Origin of the sequence: Alcaligenes sp. YSL9, assembly GCF_030515105.1 — a bacterium.
In the GTDB taxonomy this organism is placed as follows: domain Bacteria; phylum Pseudomonadota; class Gammaproteobacteria; order Burkholderiales; family Burkholderiaceae_B; genus Alcaligenes; species Alcaligenes phenolicus.
Map to the genome: position 1 here is coordinate 697,072 of NZ_JALXJU010000003.1, position 20,279 is coordinate 717,350.

The 20,279-nt window shown below is 56.6% G+C and carries 17 protein-coding genes and 1 tRNA gene; 14 read left to right on the plus strand and 4 right to left on the minus strand.

Annotated elements, in window-relative coordinates; all coding sequences use genetic code 11:
* Window positions 1-3 precede the first annotated feature (3 nt).
* The gene (gene gloB / locus M2Q46_RS15795; protein ID WP_088452188.1) at window positions 4-816 is read right to left on the minus strand and encodes a hydroxyacylglutathione hydrolase; all 813 of its coding nucleotides are present in this window, start codon (window positions 814-816) and stop codon (window positions 4-6) included.
* 20 nt (window positions 817-836) lie between these two features.
* On the opposite strand from gloB, the gene M2Q46_RS15800 reads away from it, so the two are divergent.
* The 6 genes from M2Q46_RS15800 (at window position 837) to M2Q46_RS15825 (ending at window position 7,252) form a co-directional block, all read left to right on the plus strand.
* Window positions 837-1,598, plus strand: a complete 762-nt coding sequence (locus M2Q46_RS15800; RefSeq protein ID WP_035273499.1) for a class I SAM-dependent methyltransferase — start codon at window positions 837-839, stop codon at window positions 1,596-1,598.
* A complete protein-coding gene (rnhA, locus tag M2Q46_RS15805) occupies window positions 1,595-2,038 on the plus strand; it encodes a ribonuclease HI (RefSeq protein WP_022983314.1) in 444 nt (147 codons plus the stop codon). Before M2Q46_RS15800 ends, rnhA begins: the two co-directional genes overlap by 4 nt.
* A 99-nt stretch (window positions 2,039-2,137) precedes the next feature.
* Window positions 2,138-3,184 carry an efflux RND transporter periplasmic adaptor subunit gene (locus M2Q46_RS15810; protein ID WP_137430687.1) on the plus strand — a complete coding sequence of 349 codons (1,047 nt, stop codon included), beginning with the start codon at window positions 2,138-2,140 and terminating at the stop codon, window positions 3,182-3,184.
* Between the two features lie 9 nt (window positions 3,185-3,193).
* Complete coding sequence (locus M2Q46_RS15815) at window positions 3,194-6,271, plus strand: efflux RND transporter permease subunit (protein WP_302357614.1); 3,078 nt, start codon at window positions 3,194-3,196, stop codon at window positions 6,269-6,271.
* 86 nt (window positions 6,272-6,357) lie between these two features.
* Window positions 6,358-7,083 (plus strand): DNA polymerase III subunit epsilon, encoded by a 726-nt coding sequence (dnaQ, locus tag M2Q46_RS15820; protein ID WP_009460833.1) that lies wholly within the window; start codon window positions 6,358-6,360, stop codon window positions 7,081-7,083.
* A 94-nt stretch (window positions 7,084-7,177) separates the two neighbouring features.
* Window positions 7,178-7,252, plus strand: a tRNA-Val gene (locus M2Q46_RS15825).
* Between the two features lie 183 nt (window positions 7,253-7,435).
* On the opposite strand, the gene M2Q46_RS15830 is transcribed toward M2Q46_RS15825, so the two are convergent.
* Window positions 7,436-8,749, minus strand: a complete 1,314-nt coding sequence (locus M2Q46_RS15830; protein ID WP_035273510.1) for a short-chain fatty acid transporter — start codon at window positions 8,747-8,749, stop codon at window positions 7,436-7,438.
* Window positions 8,750-9,112: 363 nt separating this feature from the next.
* On the opposite strand from M2Q46_RS15830, the gene M2Q46_RS15835 reads away from it, so the two are divergent.
* From M2Q46_RS15835 to M2Q46_RS15850, 4 genes are read left to right on the plus strand one after another with little or no spacing between them, the layout of a single operon-like run.
* Window positions 9,113-11,158 (plus strand): TonB-dependent siderophore receptor, encoded by a 2,046-nt coding sequence (locus tag M2Q46_RS15835; RefSeq protein ID WP_268379167.1) that lies wholly within the window; start codon window positions 9,113-9,115, stop codon window positions 11,156-11,158.
* A gap of 39 nt (window positions 11,159-11,197) precedes the next feature.
* Window positions 11,198-12,277, plus strand: coding sequence for an ABC transporter substrate-binding protein (locus tag M2Q46_RS15840; protein ID WP_268379170.1), 1,080 nt, complete (start codon window positions 11,198-11,200; stop codon window positions 12,275-12,277).
* Entirely contained in the window at window positions 12,274-13,290 is a 1,017-nt protein-coding gene (locus M2Q46_RS15845; RefSeq protein WP_302357615.1) for an iron ABC transporter permease, read from the plus strand. The genes M2Q46_RS15840 and M2Q46_RS15845 overlap by 4 nt, the downstream gene beginning before the upstream one ends.
* Complete coding sequence (locus tag M2Q46_RS15850; protein ID WP_239054626.1) at window positions 13,287-14,054, plus strand: ABC transporter ATP-binding protein; 768 nt, start codon at window positions 13,287-13,289, stop codon at window positions 14,052-14,054. Before M2Q46_RS15845 ends, M2Q46_RS15850 begins: the two co-directional genes overlap by 4 nt.
* Window positions 14,055-14,069: 15 nt before the next feature.
* On the opposite strand, the gene M2Q46_RS15855 is transcribed toward M2Q46_RS15850, so the two are convergent.
* Window positions 14,070-14,630: a MarR family winged helix-turn-helix transcriptional regulator gene (locus M2Q46_RS15855; RefSeq protein ID WP_009460842.1), complete on the minus strand. Its 561-nt coding sequence runs from the start codon at window positions 14,628-14,630 to the stop codon at window positions 14,070-14,072.
* Window positions 14,631-14,920: 290 nt separating this feature from the next.
* Here M2Q46_RS15855 and M2Q46_RS15860 point away from each other — a divergent pair, with 290 nt between their 5' ends.
* The 4 genes from M2Q46_RS15860 to M2Q46_RS15875 all read left to right on the plus strand — a co-directional run bounded on the left by M2Q46_RS15860 (window position 14,921) and on the right by M2Q46_RS15875 (window position 18,465).
* A complete protein-coding gene (locus M2Q46_RS15860) occupies window positions 14,921-15,892 on the plus strand; it encodes an amidohydrolase family protein (protein ID WP_026485442.1) in 972 nt (323 codons plus the stop codon).
* Window positions 15,893-15,894: 2 nt separating this feature from the next.
* Window positions 15,895-16,719, plus strand: a complete 825-nt coding sequence (locus tag M2Q46_RS15865) for an alpha/beta fold hydrolase (protein ID WP_302357616.1) — start codon at window positions 15,895-15,897, stop codon at window positions 16,717-16,719.
* 83 nt (window positions 16,720-16,802) lie between these two features.
* Window positions 16,803-17,855, plus strand: a complete 1,053-nt coding sequence (locus M2Q46_RS15870) for a 2,5-dihydroxypyridine 5,6-dioxygenase (protein ID WP_115634384.1) — start codon at window positions 16,803-16,805, stop codon at window positions 17,853-17,855.
* Window positions 17,842-18,465, plus strand: coding sequence for an N-carbamoylsarcosine amidohydrolase (locus M2Q46_RS15875; protein ID WP_238441747.1), 624 nt, complete (start codon window positions 17,842-17,844; stop codon window positions 18,463-18,465). Before M2Q46_RS15870 ends, M2Q46_RS15875 begins: the two co-directional genes overlap by 14 nt.
* Window positions 18,466-19,757: 1,292 nt before the next feature.
* On the opposite strand, the gene M2Q46_RS15880 is transcribed toward M2Q46_RS15875, so the two are convergent.
* The gene (locus M2Q46_RS15880) at window positions 19,758-20,276 is read right to left on the minus strand and encodes an aromatic-ring-hydroxylating dioxygenase subunit beta (protein WP_115634382.1); all 519 of its coding nucleotides are present in this window, start codon (window positions 20,274-20,276) and stop codon (window positions 19,758-19,760) included.
* Between the last annotated feature and the right edge of the window lie 3 nt (window positions 20,277-20,279).

Consider the following 20,279-nt stretch of genomic DNA (forward strand, 5'->3'; position numbering starts at 1 on the left):
TCTTCAGAAATTGTTTTTCCAGTCGCGCAGGCTGGCAAATACCTCGACAGGATTATTAAGGGACTGGGCAGCATGGTGCTCGGCAGCCTTGATAACAGCAGTCGTCTCGCAACGCAGAAATGGATTGGTAGCCAATTCTGTTTTCAAGGTGGAGGGCACCGTAGGCAAGTTTTGCTGACGCTTGAGATTATCCTGTTCCCAACGTTCATGCAGTTGGGGATTGTCCGGCTCTACCTGTAGAGCCCAGCGTAAATTGGATAAAGTGTATTCGTGCGCACAGCAGATCAGGGTGTCCGATGGCAGTTTTGCCAACTTGCCCAGGGAATCCGTCATTTGTGCCGGGGTGCCTTCAAACAGGCGTCCGCAACCAGCAGCAAACAAGGTATCACCACAGAAAACAAAGGGCTGTTTTACCTCATTTTGACCAAAGTACGCAACGTGTCCGGCGGTATGGCCGGGGATGTCCAGCACGTCCAGCGTCAGTTCCAGAGTGGGTAACTCGACCTTGTCGGACTGGCCGACACGCACGTCACAGGCAGGCAGACGCTCGTTGGCGGGGCCCCAGACGCGAGCCGGGTGCTTGGCCAGGATATCCATGACACCTCCAACGTGGTCACCGTGGTGGTGTGTCAGTAAAATGGCATCCAGTTGTAAGGACTCGCGTTCCAGCCAATCCAGAACCGGGGCGGCCTGGCCGGGGTCCACAACCAGGGCATGACCGTTTCGACTTAAAGCCCATATATAGTTGTCGTTCAGGGCTGGTAGTGGAATCAGGCGAACATCGCTTGGCACAGGCCAGGTAAATGCATTCATCATGGTAGAGGGAGAGAGCGCCAGTGGAGCAGACTTTGAATGATCAATTTGCCCAGTGGTTGGAAACCGTACCGGGGCGATATGTGCGGGCTTGGGAACAAGCCGGAATCGATGCGGAGGTGGTCAACACCTTCGGGTATCATGCCATACAAATTGGATTGCCGCATTGGGACCTCCTGGCGCATAGTCGCATCTCCTGCAAGGTATGTACGGCTCAGGCCGGCGTCTTGCCCGCTCAGCAGAAGAACCTGGTTTATGCCGAACCCGAGCATCTGCCTTTTGATACGCAAAGCATTGATCTTTTAATCCTGCCCCATACATTGGAAAGCGCCAGCGACCCGCATCAGGTGTTGCGAGAGGCCGAGCGCGTTCTGGTGCCAGAAGGGCGCATTCTCCTGACGGGTTTCAACCCCTTGAGTTTGTGGGGTGCCCACGACTGGATTCCGGGTCTGGAGCGGGGCACGCCTACCTTGCCGGGAGATGTGATGTCACCCTCGCGCTTGCGCGACTGGTTAAAGCTTTTGTCCTTTGATGTGCAAAGTACGCAGATGGGCTGTTATGCACCGTTGTGCCGTCAGCAGTCCTGGCTGGACCGCTGGTCCTGGATGGAGCAAAGCGGTGCACGCTGGTGGAGCTTTGCGGGGGCCGTCTACATGATTAGTGCGGTCAAACGCACGCCGGCCTTGCGTATGGTCGGGCCCAAGTGGAAGAAAAACCGTCGGCGTGTGCGTCGGCCTATGGTGGTTGCTGGACGCGCTGCCGATGAAGGAATTAGCAAGACATGACTGATGTTGTCGATATTTGGACCGATGGTGCCTGCAAGGGCAACCCCGGTTTGGGGGGCTGGGGCGCCTTGTTGCGTCATGGCGGACGTGAAAAAGCCATTTGCGGTGGCGAGGCCAATACTACCAATAACCGCATGGAACTGATGGCCGTGATCGAGGCTCTCAAAGCCTTGAAACGCCCTTGCCAGGTGCGGGTACACACCGATTCGCAGTACGTACAAAAAGGCATGAACGAATGGTTGCCCGGCTGGAAAGCCCGCGGCTGGCGTACTGCCGATAAAAAGCCCGTCAAGAATGCCGACCTGTGGCAGGAGTTGGAGCAGCAGGCCGCAAAACATGAGCTGACCTGGTTATGGGTGCGTGGCCATGCGGGTGATCCCGGCAACGAGCGTGCGGATCAGTTGGCCAATGAAGGGGTGGAAATCGCCAGGCAGTTATAAGATCTTGGGCAGAGTTGTAGCCCGCTGATAGTACTATTAGCCACTCGTCATATTTTGTCAGACAGCTTCACCGGCCTGGCCGGTCAGGATAAGCCGCCCATGATTTCCACGCTGCGTCCCACGATTTTTTCTCTGTTTCTTGTACTGTTTGCCAGTAACAGCGCCAGTTGGGCGCAGTCTGACGCCACGCGGGTGGAAGTTTTACCCGTGCGGCAAAGTGAGTTGATTCGTGATGTGGCGGCGGTGGGAACCCTGGTGGCCAGAGAGTCCGTCGTGCTGCGGCCCGAGATCAGTGGTCGTATTTCAGCGATCAGCTTTGAAGAAGGTCAGCCCGTCAAAAAAGGCCAGCTCCTGATTCAATTGGACCCGGCCATGGCGCAGGCGCAACTGAATCAGGCACAGGCAAATTTGAATCTGGCCAATAGTCAGCACAAGCGATCTTCGGAATTGAGCCGTCAGGGCTTTATCAGCCAGCAGGCCAAAGACGAGTCCGGTAGCCGTTTGGCTGTTCAGCAAGCCGAAGTGCAATTGGCGCGTGTGCAGCTGGACAAGACCCGTATCCGTGCCCCCTTTGATGGTGTGACCGGCTTGCGTAATGTCTCGGTGGGTGATTATGTTGGGCCGGGTACGGATCTGGTGCAGCTGGAAGCGGTTTCGACCTTGAACGTGGACTTCCGTATCCCTGAACAATATCTGGCCGATGTGAAGGCCGGCATGCCGGTCGAACTGCGCTTTGATGCCTTCCTGGGCGAAACCCGCCATGGCTCGGTACTGGCTGTCAGCCCGGCGGTGGATACGGCTGGCCGTTCCATTTTGCTGCGGGCTCAGGTCCCGAATGAAGATGGCGCTTTGCGCCCCGGTTTGTTCAGCCGGGTACGCCTTGAACTGTCGCGTTACCAGGCTTTGATGGTGCCTGAAACCGCCTTGGCTCCTTCGGGACAGGATCAGTACATCTATATTGTGAAAGATGGTCGGGCAGAGCGCCGTCAGGTGCAGGTTGGTGTACGCGAGCAGGGCTGGGTACAAGTCACAGGCGATCTGAAAGCGGGTGACAATGTGCTGGTGGCCGGGCTGCAAAAGGTTCGTGACGGAGTGCCGGTCGATATTCAGGAAGTGATCGACGTCCAAACACAGCCGCAGCAATAGGACGGAATCATGGTTCTTTCTGACTTATGTATCCGTCGCCCGGTATTTGCCACGGTTCTGTCTTTGGTGATTGTGCTGGTCGGTTTCATTTCCTATGAACGCCTGACCGTACGCGAATACCCCGCTATTGACGAGCCGGTCGTCTCCGTCATCACTAACTATAAAGGGGCCTCACCAGAGGTGATCGAGTCCCAGGTGACCAAGCCTCTTGAAGATCAGTTGTCCGGGATCGAGGGTGTGAACGTGATGACTTCACGCAGCCGTTCCGAACGCAGCCTGATCAACATTAAATTCAATTTGGACCGGGCCCCCGATGCCGCTGCCGCCGATGTGCGCGACAAGGTATCGCGTGCCCGACGTTTCCTGCCCGACGAAGTGGACGAGCCCATCATCAATAAGGTGGAAGCAGACTCCACCCCGATTATTTATGTAGGTGTGGATACCGGCGACTACAGCATGCTGGAGGCCTCGGACTACATCAACCGCTACATTAAAACGCGCTTGTCCGTCTTGCCGGGAGCCGCTGAAGTGCGCGTGTTTGGCGAGCGCTTGCCCGCCATGCGTATCGACCTGGACCGCACCCGCCTGGGGGCCTACCAACTGACCGTGCAGGATGTGGAAGATGCTCTGCGCAAACAGAACGTGCTGATTCCAGCTGGTCGTATTGAGTCCGATGCCCGCGAGTTTTCCGTGGTTTCCTCCACCGACCTGGAAACGCCCGAGGAATTTCGCAACATCATCATCAGTCAGGCAGCCGGTTATCCGGTGCGCATCTCCGATATTGCCGACGTGCGTATCGGGCCTGCCGAGGAACGGGTACTGGCCCGATTCAATGGGCAAAACAGTTTGAATATTGGTGTGACTAAACAGTCCACCGCCAACCCGCTGGATCTGTCCAAATCCGTGCGAGCAGAAGTGGAGCGCATCAACGAAAGCCTGCCGGGCAATATGAAGTTGTCCGTGTCTTACGACAGCTCCATCTTCATTCAGAAATCCATTGATTCGGTGTACACCACCATTGCCGAGGCCATCTTGCTGGTGGTGCTGGTGATTGTGTTTTTCCTGCGCAGTTTCCGCGCCAGTGTGATTCCCATTGTGACGATTCCGATTTCCCTGATCGGGGCCTTCGCCATCATGTACATGCTGGGCTTTTCCATCAACACGCTGACCTTGCTGGCCATGGTGCTGGCGATTGGCCTGGTGGTGGACGATGCGATTGTGGTGCTGGAGAACGTGTACCGCCATATCGAAGAGGGCAAGACGGCCATGCAGGCTGCCTTTTTGGGTGTGCGTGAAATTGCCTTCGCCGTGATTGCCATGACGCTAACCCTGGTGGCGGTGTATGCCCCACTGGCTTTTGCCACAGGCCGTACCGGGCGATTATTCATTGAGTTTGCCCTGACCTTGGCGGCTGCCGTGCTGGTATCCGGTTTCGTGGCCCTGACCCTGACGCCCATGATGTGTTCGCGCATGTTGCGTCCACATGGTGCGAAAGTGGGCCGCGTCAGCCAGGGTATCGAGAATTTCCTGGTCTGGCTGACACGAGGCTACCGCCGTATCCTGATTCGCGCCTTGCGCTGGCGTTTTCTGGTCCTGTTCATTGGTGTGGCCGTTGCCGCGACCAGTGGGCTGCTGTTTACGGTCATCAAAAGCGAACTGGCTCCGATTGAAGACCGAGGTGTGATTTTCGGGATTGTGAATTCGCCCGAAGGCGCTACGCTGGATTACACCTTGCGCAATGTGGAGCGGGTGGAAGAGCTATATCGCGGCATACCGGAGACAGAGGGGTACCAGTCCATTATTGGTTTCCCTACCGTCACCGATTCCTTTGCAATTTTGCGCTTGAAGCCGTGGGAGGAGCGTACACGTAACCAGCAATCCATTGCGCGTGAACTGCAACCGCATTTCTCCGCCATTCCCGGTGCGCGTGCTTTCCCCACTAACCCGCCGTCGTTGGGACAGCGGGCCACTTCCAAGCCAGTGGAGTTTGTGATCATGAGCCAGGCACCGTATCCGGAGCTGGCCAAGATCGTGGACGGTTTTCTGGCTGAGCTGCGAGACTATCCAGGGCTGTTGAACGTGGACACGGACTTGCGCTTGAACACACCAGAAATCCGTATTGATGTAGACCGCGACAAGCTGGCCGATACCGGCGTATCGGTGGAAGCGGTAGGCCGCACTCTGGAATCCATGCTGGGTGGGCGTCAGGTCACGCGCTACAAGAGCGATGGCGAGCAGTACGACGTGATTGTGCAGGTGGATAAGCAGGCTCGTTCCAGCCCGCAAAACATTCTGGATATATACGTGCGTACCAAAGACGGTGGCATGGTGCAGGCTTCCAACTTTCTGAATGTGCGCGAGAGCGTATCGCCGCAATCGCTGAACCACTTCAACCGCTTGCGGGCGGTCATTGTGGAAGCATCGGTGGCACCCGGCTATGCCTTGGGTGAAGTGCTCGAACACATGAATGAGGTGGCTCGCAAGACCTTGCCGGAAACGGTGCAGACTGACCTGGATGGCCAGTCGCGCGAGTTCCGGGATTCCTCGGGCAGTATCTATCTGGTCTTCCTGATGGCACTGGCCTTTATTTATCTGGTGCTGGCCGCGCAGTTTGAAAGCTGGCGCAACCCGCTCATCATCATGCTGTCCGTGCCCTTGTCCATGACGGGGGCCTTGCTGGCCCTATGGCTGTCGGGTGGCACCTTGTCCATTTACAGTCAGATTGGCTCGATTACCCTGGTGGGCTTGATTACCAAACACGGTATCTTGATTGTGGAATTTGCCACCCAGCAACGCGAAGCGGGGGCCAGTTTGTACAATGCCGTGATGCGCGCTTGCGAGATGCGCCTGCGCCCCATCTTGATGACAACCGGCGCCATGGTGTTGGGGGTCTTGCCGCTGGCTTACGCCTCCGGGGCGGGTGCCGAATCCCGTCAGCAGATTGGCTGGGTGCTGGTGGGCGGTTTGTCCCTGGGAACCTTGCTGACCTTGTTTGTGGTGCCCGTGGCCTATACGCTGATTGCGGGCAAGAAAGAAGGGCAGGACAAGCAACTGGAATTGATTGATAAGCCCGAGGCCTCTGTCTAAACCTGTAGTGCTGGTCTGCGGGGAAGCTGTTTGTATAGCCTCCTTGTCGAGTGCCATTACTGTGATTGAATTTGTAGGGAAAGTGAATGCGTCAAATTATTCTGGATACTGAAACCACCGGTCTGGAGCCTCGTGAAGGGCACCGCATTGTTGAAGTGGGTGGGGTAGAGCTGTTCAATCGTAAATTGACGGGCCGCCATCTGCACTTGTATCTAAACCCGGACCGGGACTCCGACCCCGAAGCTTTGGCGATTCACGGCTTGACCACGGAATTTCTGTCCGGCCATCCACGTTTCAAGGACGTGGTGGATCAGGTGCTGGATTTTGTGCAGGGTGCGGAGGTCATTATTCATAACGCCTCCTTTGATACGCGCTTTTTGGACGCCGAGCTGCAAAAGGTAGGTAAAGGCCCATTCTCGCAGTACTGCGACAGCATCACCGACTCCTTGTTGGTGGCGCGGGAAATGCACCCCGGCAAGCGTAACTCCCTGGATGCCCTATGCGAACGCTACGGTATTTCCAACTCTCACCGTACCTTGCACGGCGCTTTGCTGGACTCGGAGTTGCTGGCTGATGTCTGGCTGGCCATGACCCGTGGCCAGGACGCCTTGCTGATGGACTTTGACGAGTCTGATGGGCAAGGTGGGGATGGCAGCAATCTGAGCCTGGGCAAGTTTGACGCCAGCGTGCTGAAAGTGCTGCGCGCGTCCGAAGCCGATCAGGCCGAGCATGAGAAATACATGGACGTGCTGGAAAAGCAGAACAAGAAGCCGCCCATGTGGCGTGAGATGCTCAACCCGGCAACGGAGTAATTATTTAAGAAAAGAGCTGGCCCTGAACTTGTAAATCAATCAGGGCCATGCTATAGTTTTTTTCTTCGCAGCTTTTGTAGTTCTTTAAAGCTCCGGGCGGTTAACTCAGTGGTAGAGTGCCACCTTCACACGGTGGAAGTCACAAGTTCGAACCTTGTACCGCCCACCATCTCTATCTTCATTTCATTCCCCCTCATATCGTCATTGCCCTTCTTTGTGGCGGCTTGTTTGCGTCCTGCTTATGCTTCGGCTGCTTGCAGCCTGCTCAATGCAAAACGCCCCATGGATATTCAGGGGGCGTTTTTTATTGCCAGTCAGGATGCGATGCCTGATGAAGGCGTCCCGGCCTGTCTTACAACCAGGTCAAACCAATCGAGATCACAATACCCGAGACAATCAACTGAATCAGGCAAAAGCCCATGATGTCCTTGGCTTTCAGACCGGCAATAGCCAATACCGGCAAGGCCCAGAAAGGCTGCAGCATATTGGTCCAGGAGTCGCCCCAGGCAACGGCCATGGCGGTGCGCGCCATGTCCGCATCCAGAGCCTGTGTGGCAGCAATCACGACCGGGCTTTGTACGGCCCACTGGCCACCGCCCGAGGGCACAAAGATATTGACCAGACCGGCGCTCATGAAGGTCCAGAAGGGCAGAGTGGTCGCCGTGGCAAAGGACACCATCCACTCGGACAGGCTGGCAGCCAGACCGGAGTCGATCATGATGGCCATGATGCCTGCGTAGAAGGGGAACTGAATCACAATCCCGGCACCGCCGCGGATGGCTTCATCCAGGCTTTTCAGCAGGCGGCGAGGGGTGCCATGCAGCAAGATGGCCAGAATCAGGAAGGTGAAGTTGATCACGTTCAGATTCAGGGTCGCACCGCGCAACACGTAGTAGTCAAACAGGTAGGCCAGGCCAGCGACACCAATCACGATGGAAATCAGACGGCTGTTTTCCAGACGGTCTGCTGGACGATCGGTGGTCTGGTTGACGTCGTCTGGCGTGTCTTCCAGCAGCTTGGGGTCGACGTAAATACTTTCCTTGTCACTGGGCAACATCAAACGGTTAATCAGTGGCACCAGAATGAACAGGGCGATCACAATCGCCAGATTAAAGAAGGCGAAGATGGTGTCGGAGGTCCCGATGATGCCGATCTTGTCTTCAGAAAAGTGGCCCGAGGTGGCAATGGTCAGTGGTACAGAACCGGCCAAGCCACCGTGCCAGACCAGAAAGCCGGAGTAGGCACTGGCAACCAGCAAGCGGTAGTCCACGCGGACCTGACGGGCCAGCTCTTTGGCGAATAGGGCACCGACCACCAGGCCGAAACCCCAGTTGATCCAGCTGGCCGCCAGTGACACCAGGGTCACCAGAATGATGGCGGAACCAGCCGAACGGGCCAGCGAGGCCAGGCCACGCAACCAGCTTTTTACCAGTGGCGTGCTGGCCAGCATGTGACCGGTCAGCAAGACCAGCAGCATTTGCATGGCAAAGGTCAGCAGGCCCCAAAAGCCATTACCCCAATATTGGATGATCTCCATGGGAGAGCGTTGCTCAAACGCCATGGCCGCAATACCGGCAATCAGTGTGAGCAGGATGACGAAAATATACGGATCGGGTAGATAGCGTTCAACCAGGCGGACCGAACCGCGCGTCATGGCTTTAAACATAAATTGTGCTCCTGTGGATTTGCGCCAGTATTTGCGCGGGTCCTGATGTCTTGGGATCGTTTGGGTGCCCGTTTGTGCAGGCACCTTGCTGGCAGCATTTTGATAGGAATGCTCAGTACAGCCGTATTGTTGGCGAGAAGCTGCAAATTGGGAAGACGGGAAAACCTGAACCTTAAAGTTTCTGGCTAGTTGTTGTTCTTCGCTATATGCTTTACTATATAGCGGTGTTTTCGAAAGAACCATCACTCATCGCTCGATGATGGGTTCTATTTACGGGCCCCTTGGGGTCCGTTTTTTTTTGTGCCGCATCTTTGTGTGGCATCAGTTCATAAATCAATTAGAAAGATCGAATAGGGAAGGGGAATGAGACATCAGTCCAAACGCGCCACAGCAGCGCGTCATCAGTCCGTCTGTTTTGTGCCGTGCGCATTGGTCTTGAGCATGATGGGGGCCTTGGCAGTTAGTCAGGCTCAGGCTCAGGAAAACAATGACCGCGTGTTTCAGCTGGGCAAAGTGGTTGTTCAGTCCAGCCTGGATCGCGAGGCTCCGTTGGGGGAGAGCGCAGTCAGCCAGAAAGAAATGCAGGCTTTTGACTTGCGCGATGTGGGTGCTGCCGTTAGTGTGCAACCTGGCGTGACTGTGTCGGCGGGCGGTGCCCGTAACGAACAGATGGGCTATGTGCGTGGTTTCGATTCTCGTCAGGTGCCTTTGTTCCTGGACGGTATTCCACAGTACGTGCCGTACGACGGCTATGTGGACTTTACCCGTTTCACCACCATGGACCTGAGCGAAATTCGCGTGGCCAAGGGAGCAGCTTCCTTACTGTATGGTCCCAACATCATGGGTGGTGCCATCAACCTGGTGACCCGTAAACCCGTCAAAGAGTTTGAAGGCGAGTTCCGCGCCGGTTACGCCACGGGCGATCAACGCTACAGTGCCTTGAACGTGGGTACCAACCAGGGCTTCTGGTATTTGCAAGCGGGCCTGTCGTGGTCGGGCGAGCGTACCTTCCCGCTGGGGCGTGGCTTTGAAGATCAAAAAGCACGTCCTACCGATACCGGCGGCATGCGCAGTAATGCCTCGCAAATGGACAAGAAAGCGTCTTTTAAATTGGGTATCACGCCCAATGCGACGGATGAGTACGTTATTGGTTACGTGAACCAGAAAGGTCAGAAAGACAATCCGGTCTACACCGGCGTGAACGATGCCAAGCTGGGTCAACGCTACTGGCGCTGGCCGTACTGGGACAAGGAAAGCCTGTATTTCCTGAGTTCCACCCAGATTGGCGAGAGCAACACGATCAAGACCCGCGTGTACGAAGACAAGTACAAGAACGGTCTGGATATGTATAGCGATGGTCAATACGCGACCCTGACTGGCCCCACCAGCGAGTACACGGACCGTACCCGTGGTGCTGCTCTGGAGTGGGTCAACACCAGCCTGGACAATCACGAGCTGCATTTTGCCTTGCACTACAAGGAAGATCAGCACCGTGATCCCAAGCCATCGGGCACTGAGCACTACAAAGACGTGACCACGTCTCTGGCGTTTGAAGACCGTATTGCTTTGGGTGAGCTGTGGCAGTTGCGCGTGGGTGCCAGCCACGAACGTCGCAAAGCCAAAGAAGCGCACAACTTTGAAACCGGCGATACCGATGCCACCAACGGTTTGCTGGAGCTGGGTTACGACTGGAGCGATGCCATGCAGGTCTACGGTAGCGTGGCTTACAAGACTCGTTTCCCCACGATTAAAGATCGCTACTCCAGCCGCATGGGCTACGCCCAACCTAATCCGGATCTGAAACCCGAGCACGCCATTCACTATGAACTGGGCTTGCGCGGTCAGCCATGGGAAGGTGCACAGCTGGAATCGGCGCTGTTCTTGAGCCAGGTGCGTGACATGATTCAAAGCACGGTTATTCAGGCTCCCGGTTGTGACAAGTACCGTCCAGTGGGTTTTTGTGATCAGGCCACCAACGTCGGCAAGGCTCGTCAAATGGGTCTGGAGCTGTCTTTGCAGCAGGAGTTGTCTGCTCATTGGTCGGCAGGCCTGGCGTACACATATTTGAATCGTCGCAACCAGTCTGACCCGGACGTCAAACTGGTGGATACACCCAATCACCGCCTGTTTGCTCACCTGAGCTGGAAGCCCACTGCGCAGTGGGAAGTGATGGGTTCGGTGGAAACCGAAAGTGGCCGTTATTACTCCTATGCAAACAATAAGGGTGATCAGATTTACGAAAAAACACCGGGCTTTGCCTTGTTGGGCCTGAAGGGTATCTGGCGTCCGAACTCGGACATCACCCTGGAAGCCGGTGTGCGTAACCTGGGCGACAAGCTGTATCAATACAAAGAAGGCTACCCCATGCCCGGACGTGTCTGGTTTGTGGGCGGAAGCTATCGTTTCTAAAGCCGTGCTGTTATTGGCAGTTAAAAGAGGAAGGGCGGGATGAAGCGTCGTGACATATTGCGTGCCTTGGCGGCACTGCCGGTTTTGGCGCCTCATGCCCGTTTGCTGGCCCGGCCTGAGCAGGCGGGAGCCAGCGCCCCGATCAATCTGCATATCAGCGTGGCGGGCAAATTGCCCGATCCGGCCCATGTTGGCCGGGTGGTGGCAGCCGGTCCGCCCGCTTCGGTGCTGGTGTATTGCCTGGCACCCCACGCGCTTTTAGGTTGGCCTTTTCAGCTGGCTTCTGCTGCACGCAGCATGATGCAGGCCGCTGGTTTTTCCTTGCCGTATCTTGGCCGTCTGGCCGGTCGGGGCAGTACCTTGTCCCTGGAAAGCCTGCTGGCCTTGAAGCCCGATATGGTCGTGGATATAGGTGATGTGAATCCCTATTACGAATCTGCCGCCAAGTCCGTGCAGGAGCAGACGGGTGTGCCCTATGTCTTGCTGGATGGTCGTCTGAACGACAGTCCGGCGCAGTTGCGTCAGGCAGGTCATATCCTGGGGCAGGCCGAACGCGGCCAGCAATTGGCCTTGCGTGCACAGGCAATTCTGGACAGCGCACATCAAGCTGCCAGACCCCGAGCCAAAGGCTTGAAAGCCTATTTGGCACGCGGTAACGATGGTCTGGAAACCGGCATGGGTCAATCCATTCATACCGAGGTGCTGCGGCTTTGCGGTTTGACGGTGATGGGGGACGAGAAAACCGATAATCGCCTGGGCCGTATTTCCTACGAACAATTATTGGCCTGGGACCCGGACATGCTGTTTGCTCAGGATGATGCTTTCTTTGAGCTGGCCCGTACTCAGGCTCCCTGGAATCAGCTCAAGGCAGTGAAGGAAGGACGCTTGTACCGCGTACCCGCCTTGCCCTTTGGCTGGCTGGATGGCCCGCCGGGTATCAATCGCCTGGCCGGGGTGATCTGGCTTAATGCCCTGCTGGAAGGCAGTTCTGCCATGCCACGCATGTATTCGGAGTTGCAGGAGTTTTACTCGGCTTTTTACGGCATGTCCTTGAGCGACGAGCAGGTCAAGCGATTGGTACAAGGGCTGGACCCGCTGGGTTCGCAGCAAGGCGCATGAAGTCAGGTTTGTCCTACGGGCTATTGCTGCTTTTGCTGGGGCTGGTTCTGGCCGTATTGGTGGTGTTTGCCCTGGGGCAGGGGGCGTATCCCTTGTCCGGAACAGAAGTGCTGCGCGCCCTGGTCGCCGGTTTTGGTAGCGATCCAGAAGCGGGGCAGAGTCAGGCCGTACGCGTGGTCTGGGATTTGCGTCTGCCACGTATTGCAGCGGCCTTGCTGGTGGGGGCGGCACTCTCGACCGCAGGCGCGGCGTATCAAACCATGTTTCGCAATCCACTGGTTTCACCCGATATCCTGGGTGTGTCCTCGGGTGCAGGTCTGGGGGCGATTCTGGCTATTTATTTGAATTTTTCCTTGTTCGGCGTACAGATGGCGGCCTTTGTTGGCGGCCTTCTGGCGGTGGGCATTGTCTGGAGTCTGGCGCGCATGCTGCGGCATCATCCACCCATTCTGATTCTAGTCCTGGCCGGGATGGCGGTGGGCACCTTGCTGGGTGCCGCCCTGTCGCTGATCAAGATCCTGGCCGACCCCTACTCTCAATTGCCCTCCATGACCTTCTGGTTATTGGGAGGTTTGAGCGCCGTACGTTCCTACGAAGTGTGGCCGGCTGCGCTGATGGTATTGGCGTGCATCGTCCCTGTCTGGCTTTTGCGCTGGCGTATCAATGTCCTGGCGCTGCAAGATGAGGAGGCCCGCTCCTTGGGCATGCCCGTCTCTGCCTTGCGTTGTCTGCTGATCGTTTGCGCGACCTTGATGACGGCGGTGTGCGTGGCTCTGGCAGGAATTATCGGTTGGGTCGGTTTGCTGATCCCGCACGCGACCCGTTTATTGGTTGGCCCGGACTTCTCCCGTCTATTGCCCGTTTGCTTGTTGGTGGGCGCCGCCTTCCTCTTGTTAACCGATACCTTGGCACGCAGCATAGGCACGCTGGAATTGCCCTTGGGTGTGCTGACGGCCTTGGTGGGTGCTCCCGGCTTCTTGCTGTTGCTGGCTCGTGGTGCGAGGCAGCGATGAGCGAGCAAGGCTTGGAAGCGATTGATCTGGCTGTAGGCTACGGGCGCAAGCAAGTCGCCAGTAATGTGAATCTGCGCGTACAAACCGGGCAGGTCGTTTGTTTGCTCGGGCCCAACGGCAGCGGTAAGTCCACCTTGCTGCGTACCTTGCTGGGCCTGCAGCCGCCTTTAAAAGGGCAGGTGAAGGTGCAGGGCAAGCCCCTGGAGCAATGGAGTGCGCGTGCCCTGGCCAGACAACTGGCCTATGTACCGCAAGCGCAGGAGTCGGCCTTTGCCTTCACGGTAGAACAATGGGTCTTGCTAGGTTGCGCCAGTGAGCTGGCCTGGTACACCCAACCTCGGGCCGCCGACCGGCAATGGGTAGGCGTTTGCCTGGAGCGGTTGGGCATCGGGCAGCTGGCTCAAAAGCGCATTGATCAGATCAGCGGTGGAGAGCGTCAGCTGTGTGTGATTGCACGTGCCTTGGTGCAGCGTTCACAGTTCTTGATCATGGACGAACCCGCCTCCAGCCTGGACTTCGCGAATCAATTACGGGTGCTGGATCAAGTCTCGCACTTGCGTCAGGAAGGTCTGGGTGTGCTTTTGTGTACGCATCAACCCGAACATGCGGCTCGCGTGGCGGACTGGGTGATCTTGTATCGGGATGGGGGCATATTGGCGCAGGGACAGCCCCGCGACATGCTTAGTCAGGCCAGTTTGCGCCAGCTCTACCAACTGCCAGCGCATGCCTTTGAACTACCGGATTGGTATGCGCGAGGGGCCTGAGGCCCCCCGAGCTTCTCACATGTTTTTCAAGGCAGCACGACCATATTGGTTGTTGTGCTCCACTACACGCGTCAGCATGGTCATAAAGGTCTGGCGCTGCTTGGCGGTCAGTGGGTCCAGCAGTCGTTCCTGGGCGCGGTTCATGCCCGCACTGATTTCCTTCATCGCCGCCAATCCTGCTTCGGTGATGTAGGTCTGGCGAGAGCGGCGGTCTTCGGGGTTGATACGACGCCCCAGCAAACCTTTTTCCTCCAGCCTGCGGATGACATCGGCCGAGGTGGTGCGATCCAGCCCCAGCTCGTAGCCGATCGTGGTTTGATCCAGCCAGGGTGAACCCATCAACACGGACAGGACACCGTGCTGGACAGGGGTGAGGTCACTTTTGCACTCCTCGTAAAACATGGCGTAGTGAATCTGGTTAAGACGGCGGACCAGAAAACCAGGCCGGGACCACAGTTTGCGTCGATACAGCTCGGCATTTTCTTCTTCCACTGGACCCAGGATTTCGGCCTCGTCGGCTTCCAGTCGTTCTTCTTGCTTTAGCTCGGCGTGATTCTTCATGGATAAGTCAGTCATCGATTGAGTGGCCTTCAGCCCGTTGCCAACAAGGCAGCACACTGAAAGCGGGACGACCTGCAAAGGGTACGGCTGCAAGGTCGGCGTCTACAAGGAAAGCAGGGCTACGCTAACGTGAACAAAAGCCCTGATTTCTGATTTGCAGTCATTTCTACAGGCGCTGTCCACGCCCCAAAGTATATGTGATTTCCCGACTTGCTGAAAACAATAATAATCAGCATACTGATAGATATTGTTGGGGGGTCAAACGATTGACCTTATGTAAATCAATAATTTAGGGAAAATTTACGGTGAAACGTATTAAAAAAATAGCACTGGAGGAGCACTTCAACGCCGTTGGCTTTGAGGATTATTCCAAGGCCTTTGTCAAACATATTGACAGTGCCGACGCGCGTGAACTGATGGCTCGTTTGCATGACTTCGACGCCCAGCGTCTGGAGGTGATGGATCGTGCCGGTATCGAGTACGTTGTGCTGTCGCAGACCGGCCCTGGGGTACAGGTGGAAAAGGATGTGTCCGTCGCTATCGAGCGTTCACGTCAGAACAATGATTTCCTGGCGCAGCAAATTGCACGCCATCCCGATCGTCTGGGCGGCTTTGCCACTTTGCCCATGCAAGACCCGGCTGCTGCCGCGCAGGAATTGACGCGTGCGGTGCAGGATCTGGGCTTGAAAGGCGCTTTGGTTAACGGTCACACGCATGGCGTGTACTACGATGGCCGCGAATATGATGCCTTCTGGGAAACCGTGCAGAAGCTGGATGTGCCGTTCTATCTGCACCCCTTTGATGCTTATGAAATGCCGCACGCTTACACGGGCCACCCGGAGCTGATGGGTGCAACCTGGGGCTGGGGCGTGGAAACCGGCACTCACGCGCTGCGCATGTTGTTCGGTGGTGTGTTTGATCGCTGCCCGGATGTGAAGTTGATCTTGGGTCATATGGGTGAAGGCTTGCCGTTCCAGCGCTGGCGCTACGACAGCCGCTTTGCCGTGTACCCACATGGTGTGACCTTGAAGCGCAAGCCTTCCGAGTACATCGGCAGCAACATCCTGATCACTACTTCGGGTGTCTGTTCTGCCCCAACGCTAATGGGCGCAATTGGTGAAATGGGTGCCGAAGCCGTGCTGTTCTCGGTTGATTACCCCTACGAGTCCACCGAGCTGGCCGCTGATTTCATCGAGGCAGCGCCTATGGATGACAAGACACGCGAGCTGGTTTGCTACGGCAACGCGGCCCGTCTGTTCAAGCTGGACCGGAGCTAAGCATGAGCACATTTCTGTACGGCGCTCATGTGCACGCCAATGGCATTCGTCAGCATTACCTGCGTTTTGGTGGTTCCGTTGGTGGGCGTGACCAGCGTCCTGCCGTCATCATCGTTCCTGGCATTACCAGCCCGGCGGTGACCTGGGGTTTTGTGGGTGAGCAATTCGGCAAGCACTTTGATACCTACATTCAAGACGTGCGTGGTCGCGGTTTGAGCGAAGCGGCTGAAGGCATGGATTACAGCCTGGATGCGCAGGCGGATGACTTGATTGCACTGGCTCAGGCGCTGGGCCTGAAGGACTACATCGTGGTCGGTCACTCCATGGGTGCCCGCATTGGTTTGCGTGCCGCTCACAAGAACAGCGATGGCCTGAACCGTCTGGTGATGGTTGATCCGCCAGTGTCCGGCCCAGGTCGTCGCGCTTATCCCTCCAAGTTGCCCTGGTACGTGGATTCCATGGCCATGGCGCGCAAGGGTTGTACGGTTGAGGATATGCGTGCCTTCTGCCCGACCTGGACCGAAGAGCAATTGCAATTGCGTGCCCAGTGGCTGCACACCTGCCACGAGCCTGCGATTCTGGCCAGCTTTGAAGGTTTCCACACCGACGATATTCATGTCGATTTCCCGCACTTGAACGTCCCCGCCTTGCTGATGACAGCCGAGCGCGGCGATGTGGTACGCGATGAAGACGTAGCCGAGATTCAGCAGCTGGCCCCTGGCGTTCAGCACGTTCGCGTGCCTGATGCCGGTCACATGATTCCTTGGGATAACGAAGCAGGCTTTTACGAAGCTTTCGGTGATTTCCTGGGCCAGCGCTTGGTGTGATGTTGAGCAGGGGCCGCCAAGGCGGCCCTGTCGTGATTAGGCATGTCGGTTTGAAGCCGAGGTGTCTCACTAGGAGAGACAAAATGGCAGTGAGTGATTATCAACTTATCGAAGCATGGCAAGAGGTTCTACGTCTGTCCAAGCTGCAAGCAGGTCAAACCGTGACCCTGCTGACCAGCTCCACGACGAATCAGCAAACCATGCAGTGTGCGCAGATCGCGGCCCAGTCCATGGGCGCGGTGGTAAATCGTCTGGATCTGTTGCCTGTGAATGCGGAAAAGGCACTGAGCCGGGATTCTTTGGCTTATCTGGGCACGACGCCTTTGACGGGCAACGAGGCGGCAATCGCGGCTTTGAAGGCCAGCGATCTGGTGCTGGACTTAATGACCCTGTTGTTCTCGCCCGAGCAGATCGACATTCTGAAGTCGGGCACGAAGATTCTGCTGGCCGTGGAGCCACCGGAGATTCTGGTTCGCACGGTGCCAACGGAAGCGGATCGTGCGCGTGTGACAGCGGCTGCGGGGCTGATTAAAGCGGCCAAGGAAATGAGCATTACGTCTCCTGCCGGTACCAATCTGCGTTGCCCGCTGGGTGAGTTCCCCGCGATTCGTGAATACGGTTTTGTGGATGAGCCCGGTCGTTGGGACCACTGGCCCAGCGGTTTTGTGCTGACCTGGCCGAACGAGCTGGGCACCAACGGCACCATCGTGATCGACAAGGGCGACATCCTGCTGCCGCAGAAAAAGTATTCCTCCGAGCAGATTATTCTGACGGTGGAGAATGGTTATGCCACGAAGATCGAAGGCGGCATTGAGGCGCAATTATTGGACGAGTACATGAAGTCCTTCAATGACCCCGAAGGCTACGCTATCTCGCATATCGGCTGGGGTCTGCAACCACGTTGCCATTGGTCCACACTGGGTCTGTACTCGCGTGAGAACACCATTGGCATGGATGCGCGTGCGTTCGAGGGTAACTTCCTGTTCTCCCTGGGCCCGAACAATGAAGCTGGCGGCAAGCGCACAACCGCATGCCACATTGATATTCCTTTGCGCAATTGCACGGTCAGCCTGGATGGCCGCGCTGTCGTACGTGATGGCAAAGTACTGGACGGAGGCGTTGGTGAGTACGAATGAAGGAGCGGTGTACGCTCAACAAGGGTTTGGGTCGACGCTGGAGCCTAAAGTTCCTTACGGCTTGTTGATTATTGATCTGGTGAATGGCTTTGCGGATCCTGCCGTGTTTGGTGGCGGCAATATTCCTGAAGCCATCGAGAACACCCAGAAGTTGCTGGCAACGGCGCGTGAACAGGGCTGGCCGGTGGCTCACACCCGCATTGTGTATGCCGATGATGGCGCTGATAACAATATCTTCAGCATCAAAGTCCCCGGCATGCTGGGTCTGACCGAAGACGCCCACAACAGCCATATTGTGCCGGAACTGGCTCCTGCGCCCGGTGAGTTCATCGTTCGCAAGAACGTGCCTTCGGCGTTTTTCGGTACGCCTTTGGCCGCTTGGTTGACCCAACGTGGTGTGCAAACACTGCTGGTTGCTGGCGCCGTGACCAGCGGTTGCGTGCGTTCCAGCGTGGTTGATGCGATGCAACTGGGTTTCCGCCCCTTGGTGGTATCGGATTGCGTGGGTGACCGTGCGATTGGCCCTCACGAGGCTAACTTGTTCGATATGCGTCAGAAGTACGCCACCGTGGCAACACGTGAAGAGGCGATGACGTTGATCGGTCTTTAACGCTATTCAATTTTTTTGAGCTTTTGAAAAGAGCGACGTGTTTCATCATGGTCTGGATGGGCGTCCGTGCTTGATGGATATGAGTCGTCGTTAACAAGTCTGTGTTGATAGCCTTGTGATTGAGTATCGATGGCCTGCCGCTTGGGGGCGGGCTATCGGACCTGTGCCCCTGGAAGCCGTATGGCTCTCGGGGGCTTTTTTATTTTTGGCAGCGTTGTGGGTTTGCAAGGATTACGGTGTCAGGGCTTTCTTCTGGACGTGCCGTTTGGGCTTTGCGTGAGGGCGGCGGATAGTTTTCTTGTGGGGCCCGGGGACGGCTTGTCTTGGCGGGTCTCTTGCCCACGCTGCGCGTGGGTTCCCTTGTCAGAGTGCTGGGGCGGGCGGGTCGTGAACTCGGAGCGCGGTTTGTCCCCCGGACAAACCGCAAGCGTGCTCCTCAAACAGCACGCCCCTTGCATCCCGCCCCAGCACTCTGCCTGCGGCAAGAGCCCTGACTCGCCCGCCAAGCCGTCCCCGGGCCCCACAAGAAAACAAGCAACACGGGTTAAAGCCCAAACGGCACTTGCAGAGGTGGGATGAAAGGCGAGGGCCAGATTGGATGGGTGGAGAAAGGAAGGGAAGGGAAGGGAAGGGAAGGGAGGAGGGGCTTTGGCTGAGGCTGAATGTTCTCGGGGTTTAGGGGGGCAGAAGAGCAGAACGATATGCGTTTAGGAAACGCAGAGGAGCAAGGCACGAGGCCCTGTTTGGTCAAAGAGCCCGTAAGAGATTGGTAGATAAAAAGCCGTTGTGAGCCGTTCAGTCGGCCTGCTGGGGTGTCGGGGCGGATCAGAGTACTTGCCGCGGGCAGGAGATAGCGTAGGGGTGCAAGCATCCTGCTGTTTGAACCCGACGCTTGTACTTGGTCCGGGGGACCAAGTACCGGGTGAGTTCGGGATGCGCCCGTAGCTATCTCCTGACAAGGGCACCGGTGCGCAGCACCGGCAAGTGCTCAGCCCGGACACCCCAGCAGGCCGACTGAATGGCGTTTTCACAGAGACTTCTTTTACCCCCGGTCCCCTGATTAACCTTAATTCTCTCCAGGCTTGATCGGCCCCCAGAACCTGCGCTACCAGCCCTAAAGCCTCATATCTCTGACGTTGCGCCAGGCATCAGCCCTTTGCCCTAATAAATAAGCAAAAAAAGCACCCCTCAACAAAGAAGGGTGCTCAAAGGAATCAGAAGACCTTCTGACTCAAGTGGCTCGGAAACAGCACACAAAAAACAGTTTTAAAACCAGAAGCAAACCCCGGGCCTTAGACCGGGAACACCAGATCGTTCGCCAGGATGGACGTATCAAAAATCACCTGACGCTCCTTGAGCATCAACCGACCCTCCACACGCGTGAAGGTATCGAAATAATTACCCACCAGATGCACCGTGGAAGGCCCTTCCACCAAGGTCTGCATCAGCATGAAATTGCCCTCGGCCTCAATATCGCCATTATCCTCCTCGCTGATCACGCGCACATCCGTGACCAGATGCAGCATGTAGCGCGGGGCATACATCTGCGTGCGGGCAATAGCCACCGCACGATCGTGCATCATGTCGCGCCCTTCGGCATAGACCAGACCTACCGGCAAATTCAGATCCGCGTTCTCGCGAGAAGTGACTCGGTAAACCGCGTCCTCCACAAAAAACATGGGCCAGTCCTCAACATTGCCACGATCCAAAGTGGCACAGTACTCGGCATTGAAAAGCTCAATTTCCGCCTTTAACGCCAAAGCACGCTCAACAGAAACCTGGGCGGGTTTGAAAGAAAAATCCATTTTCATAAG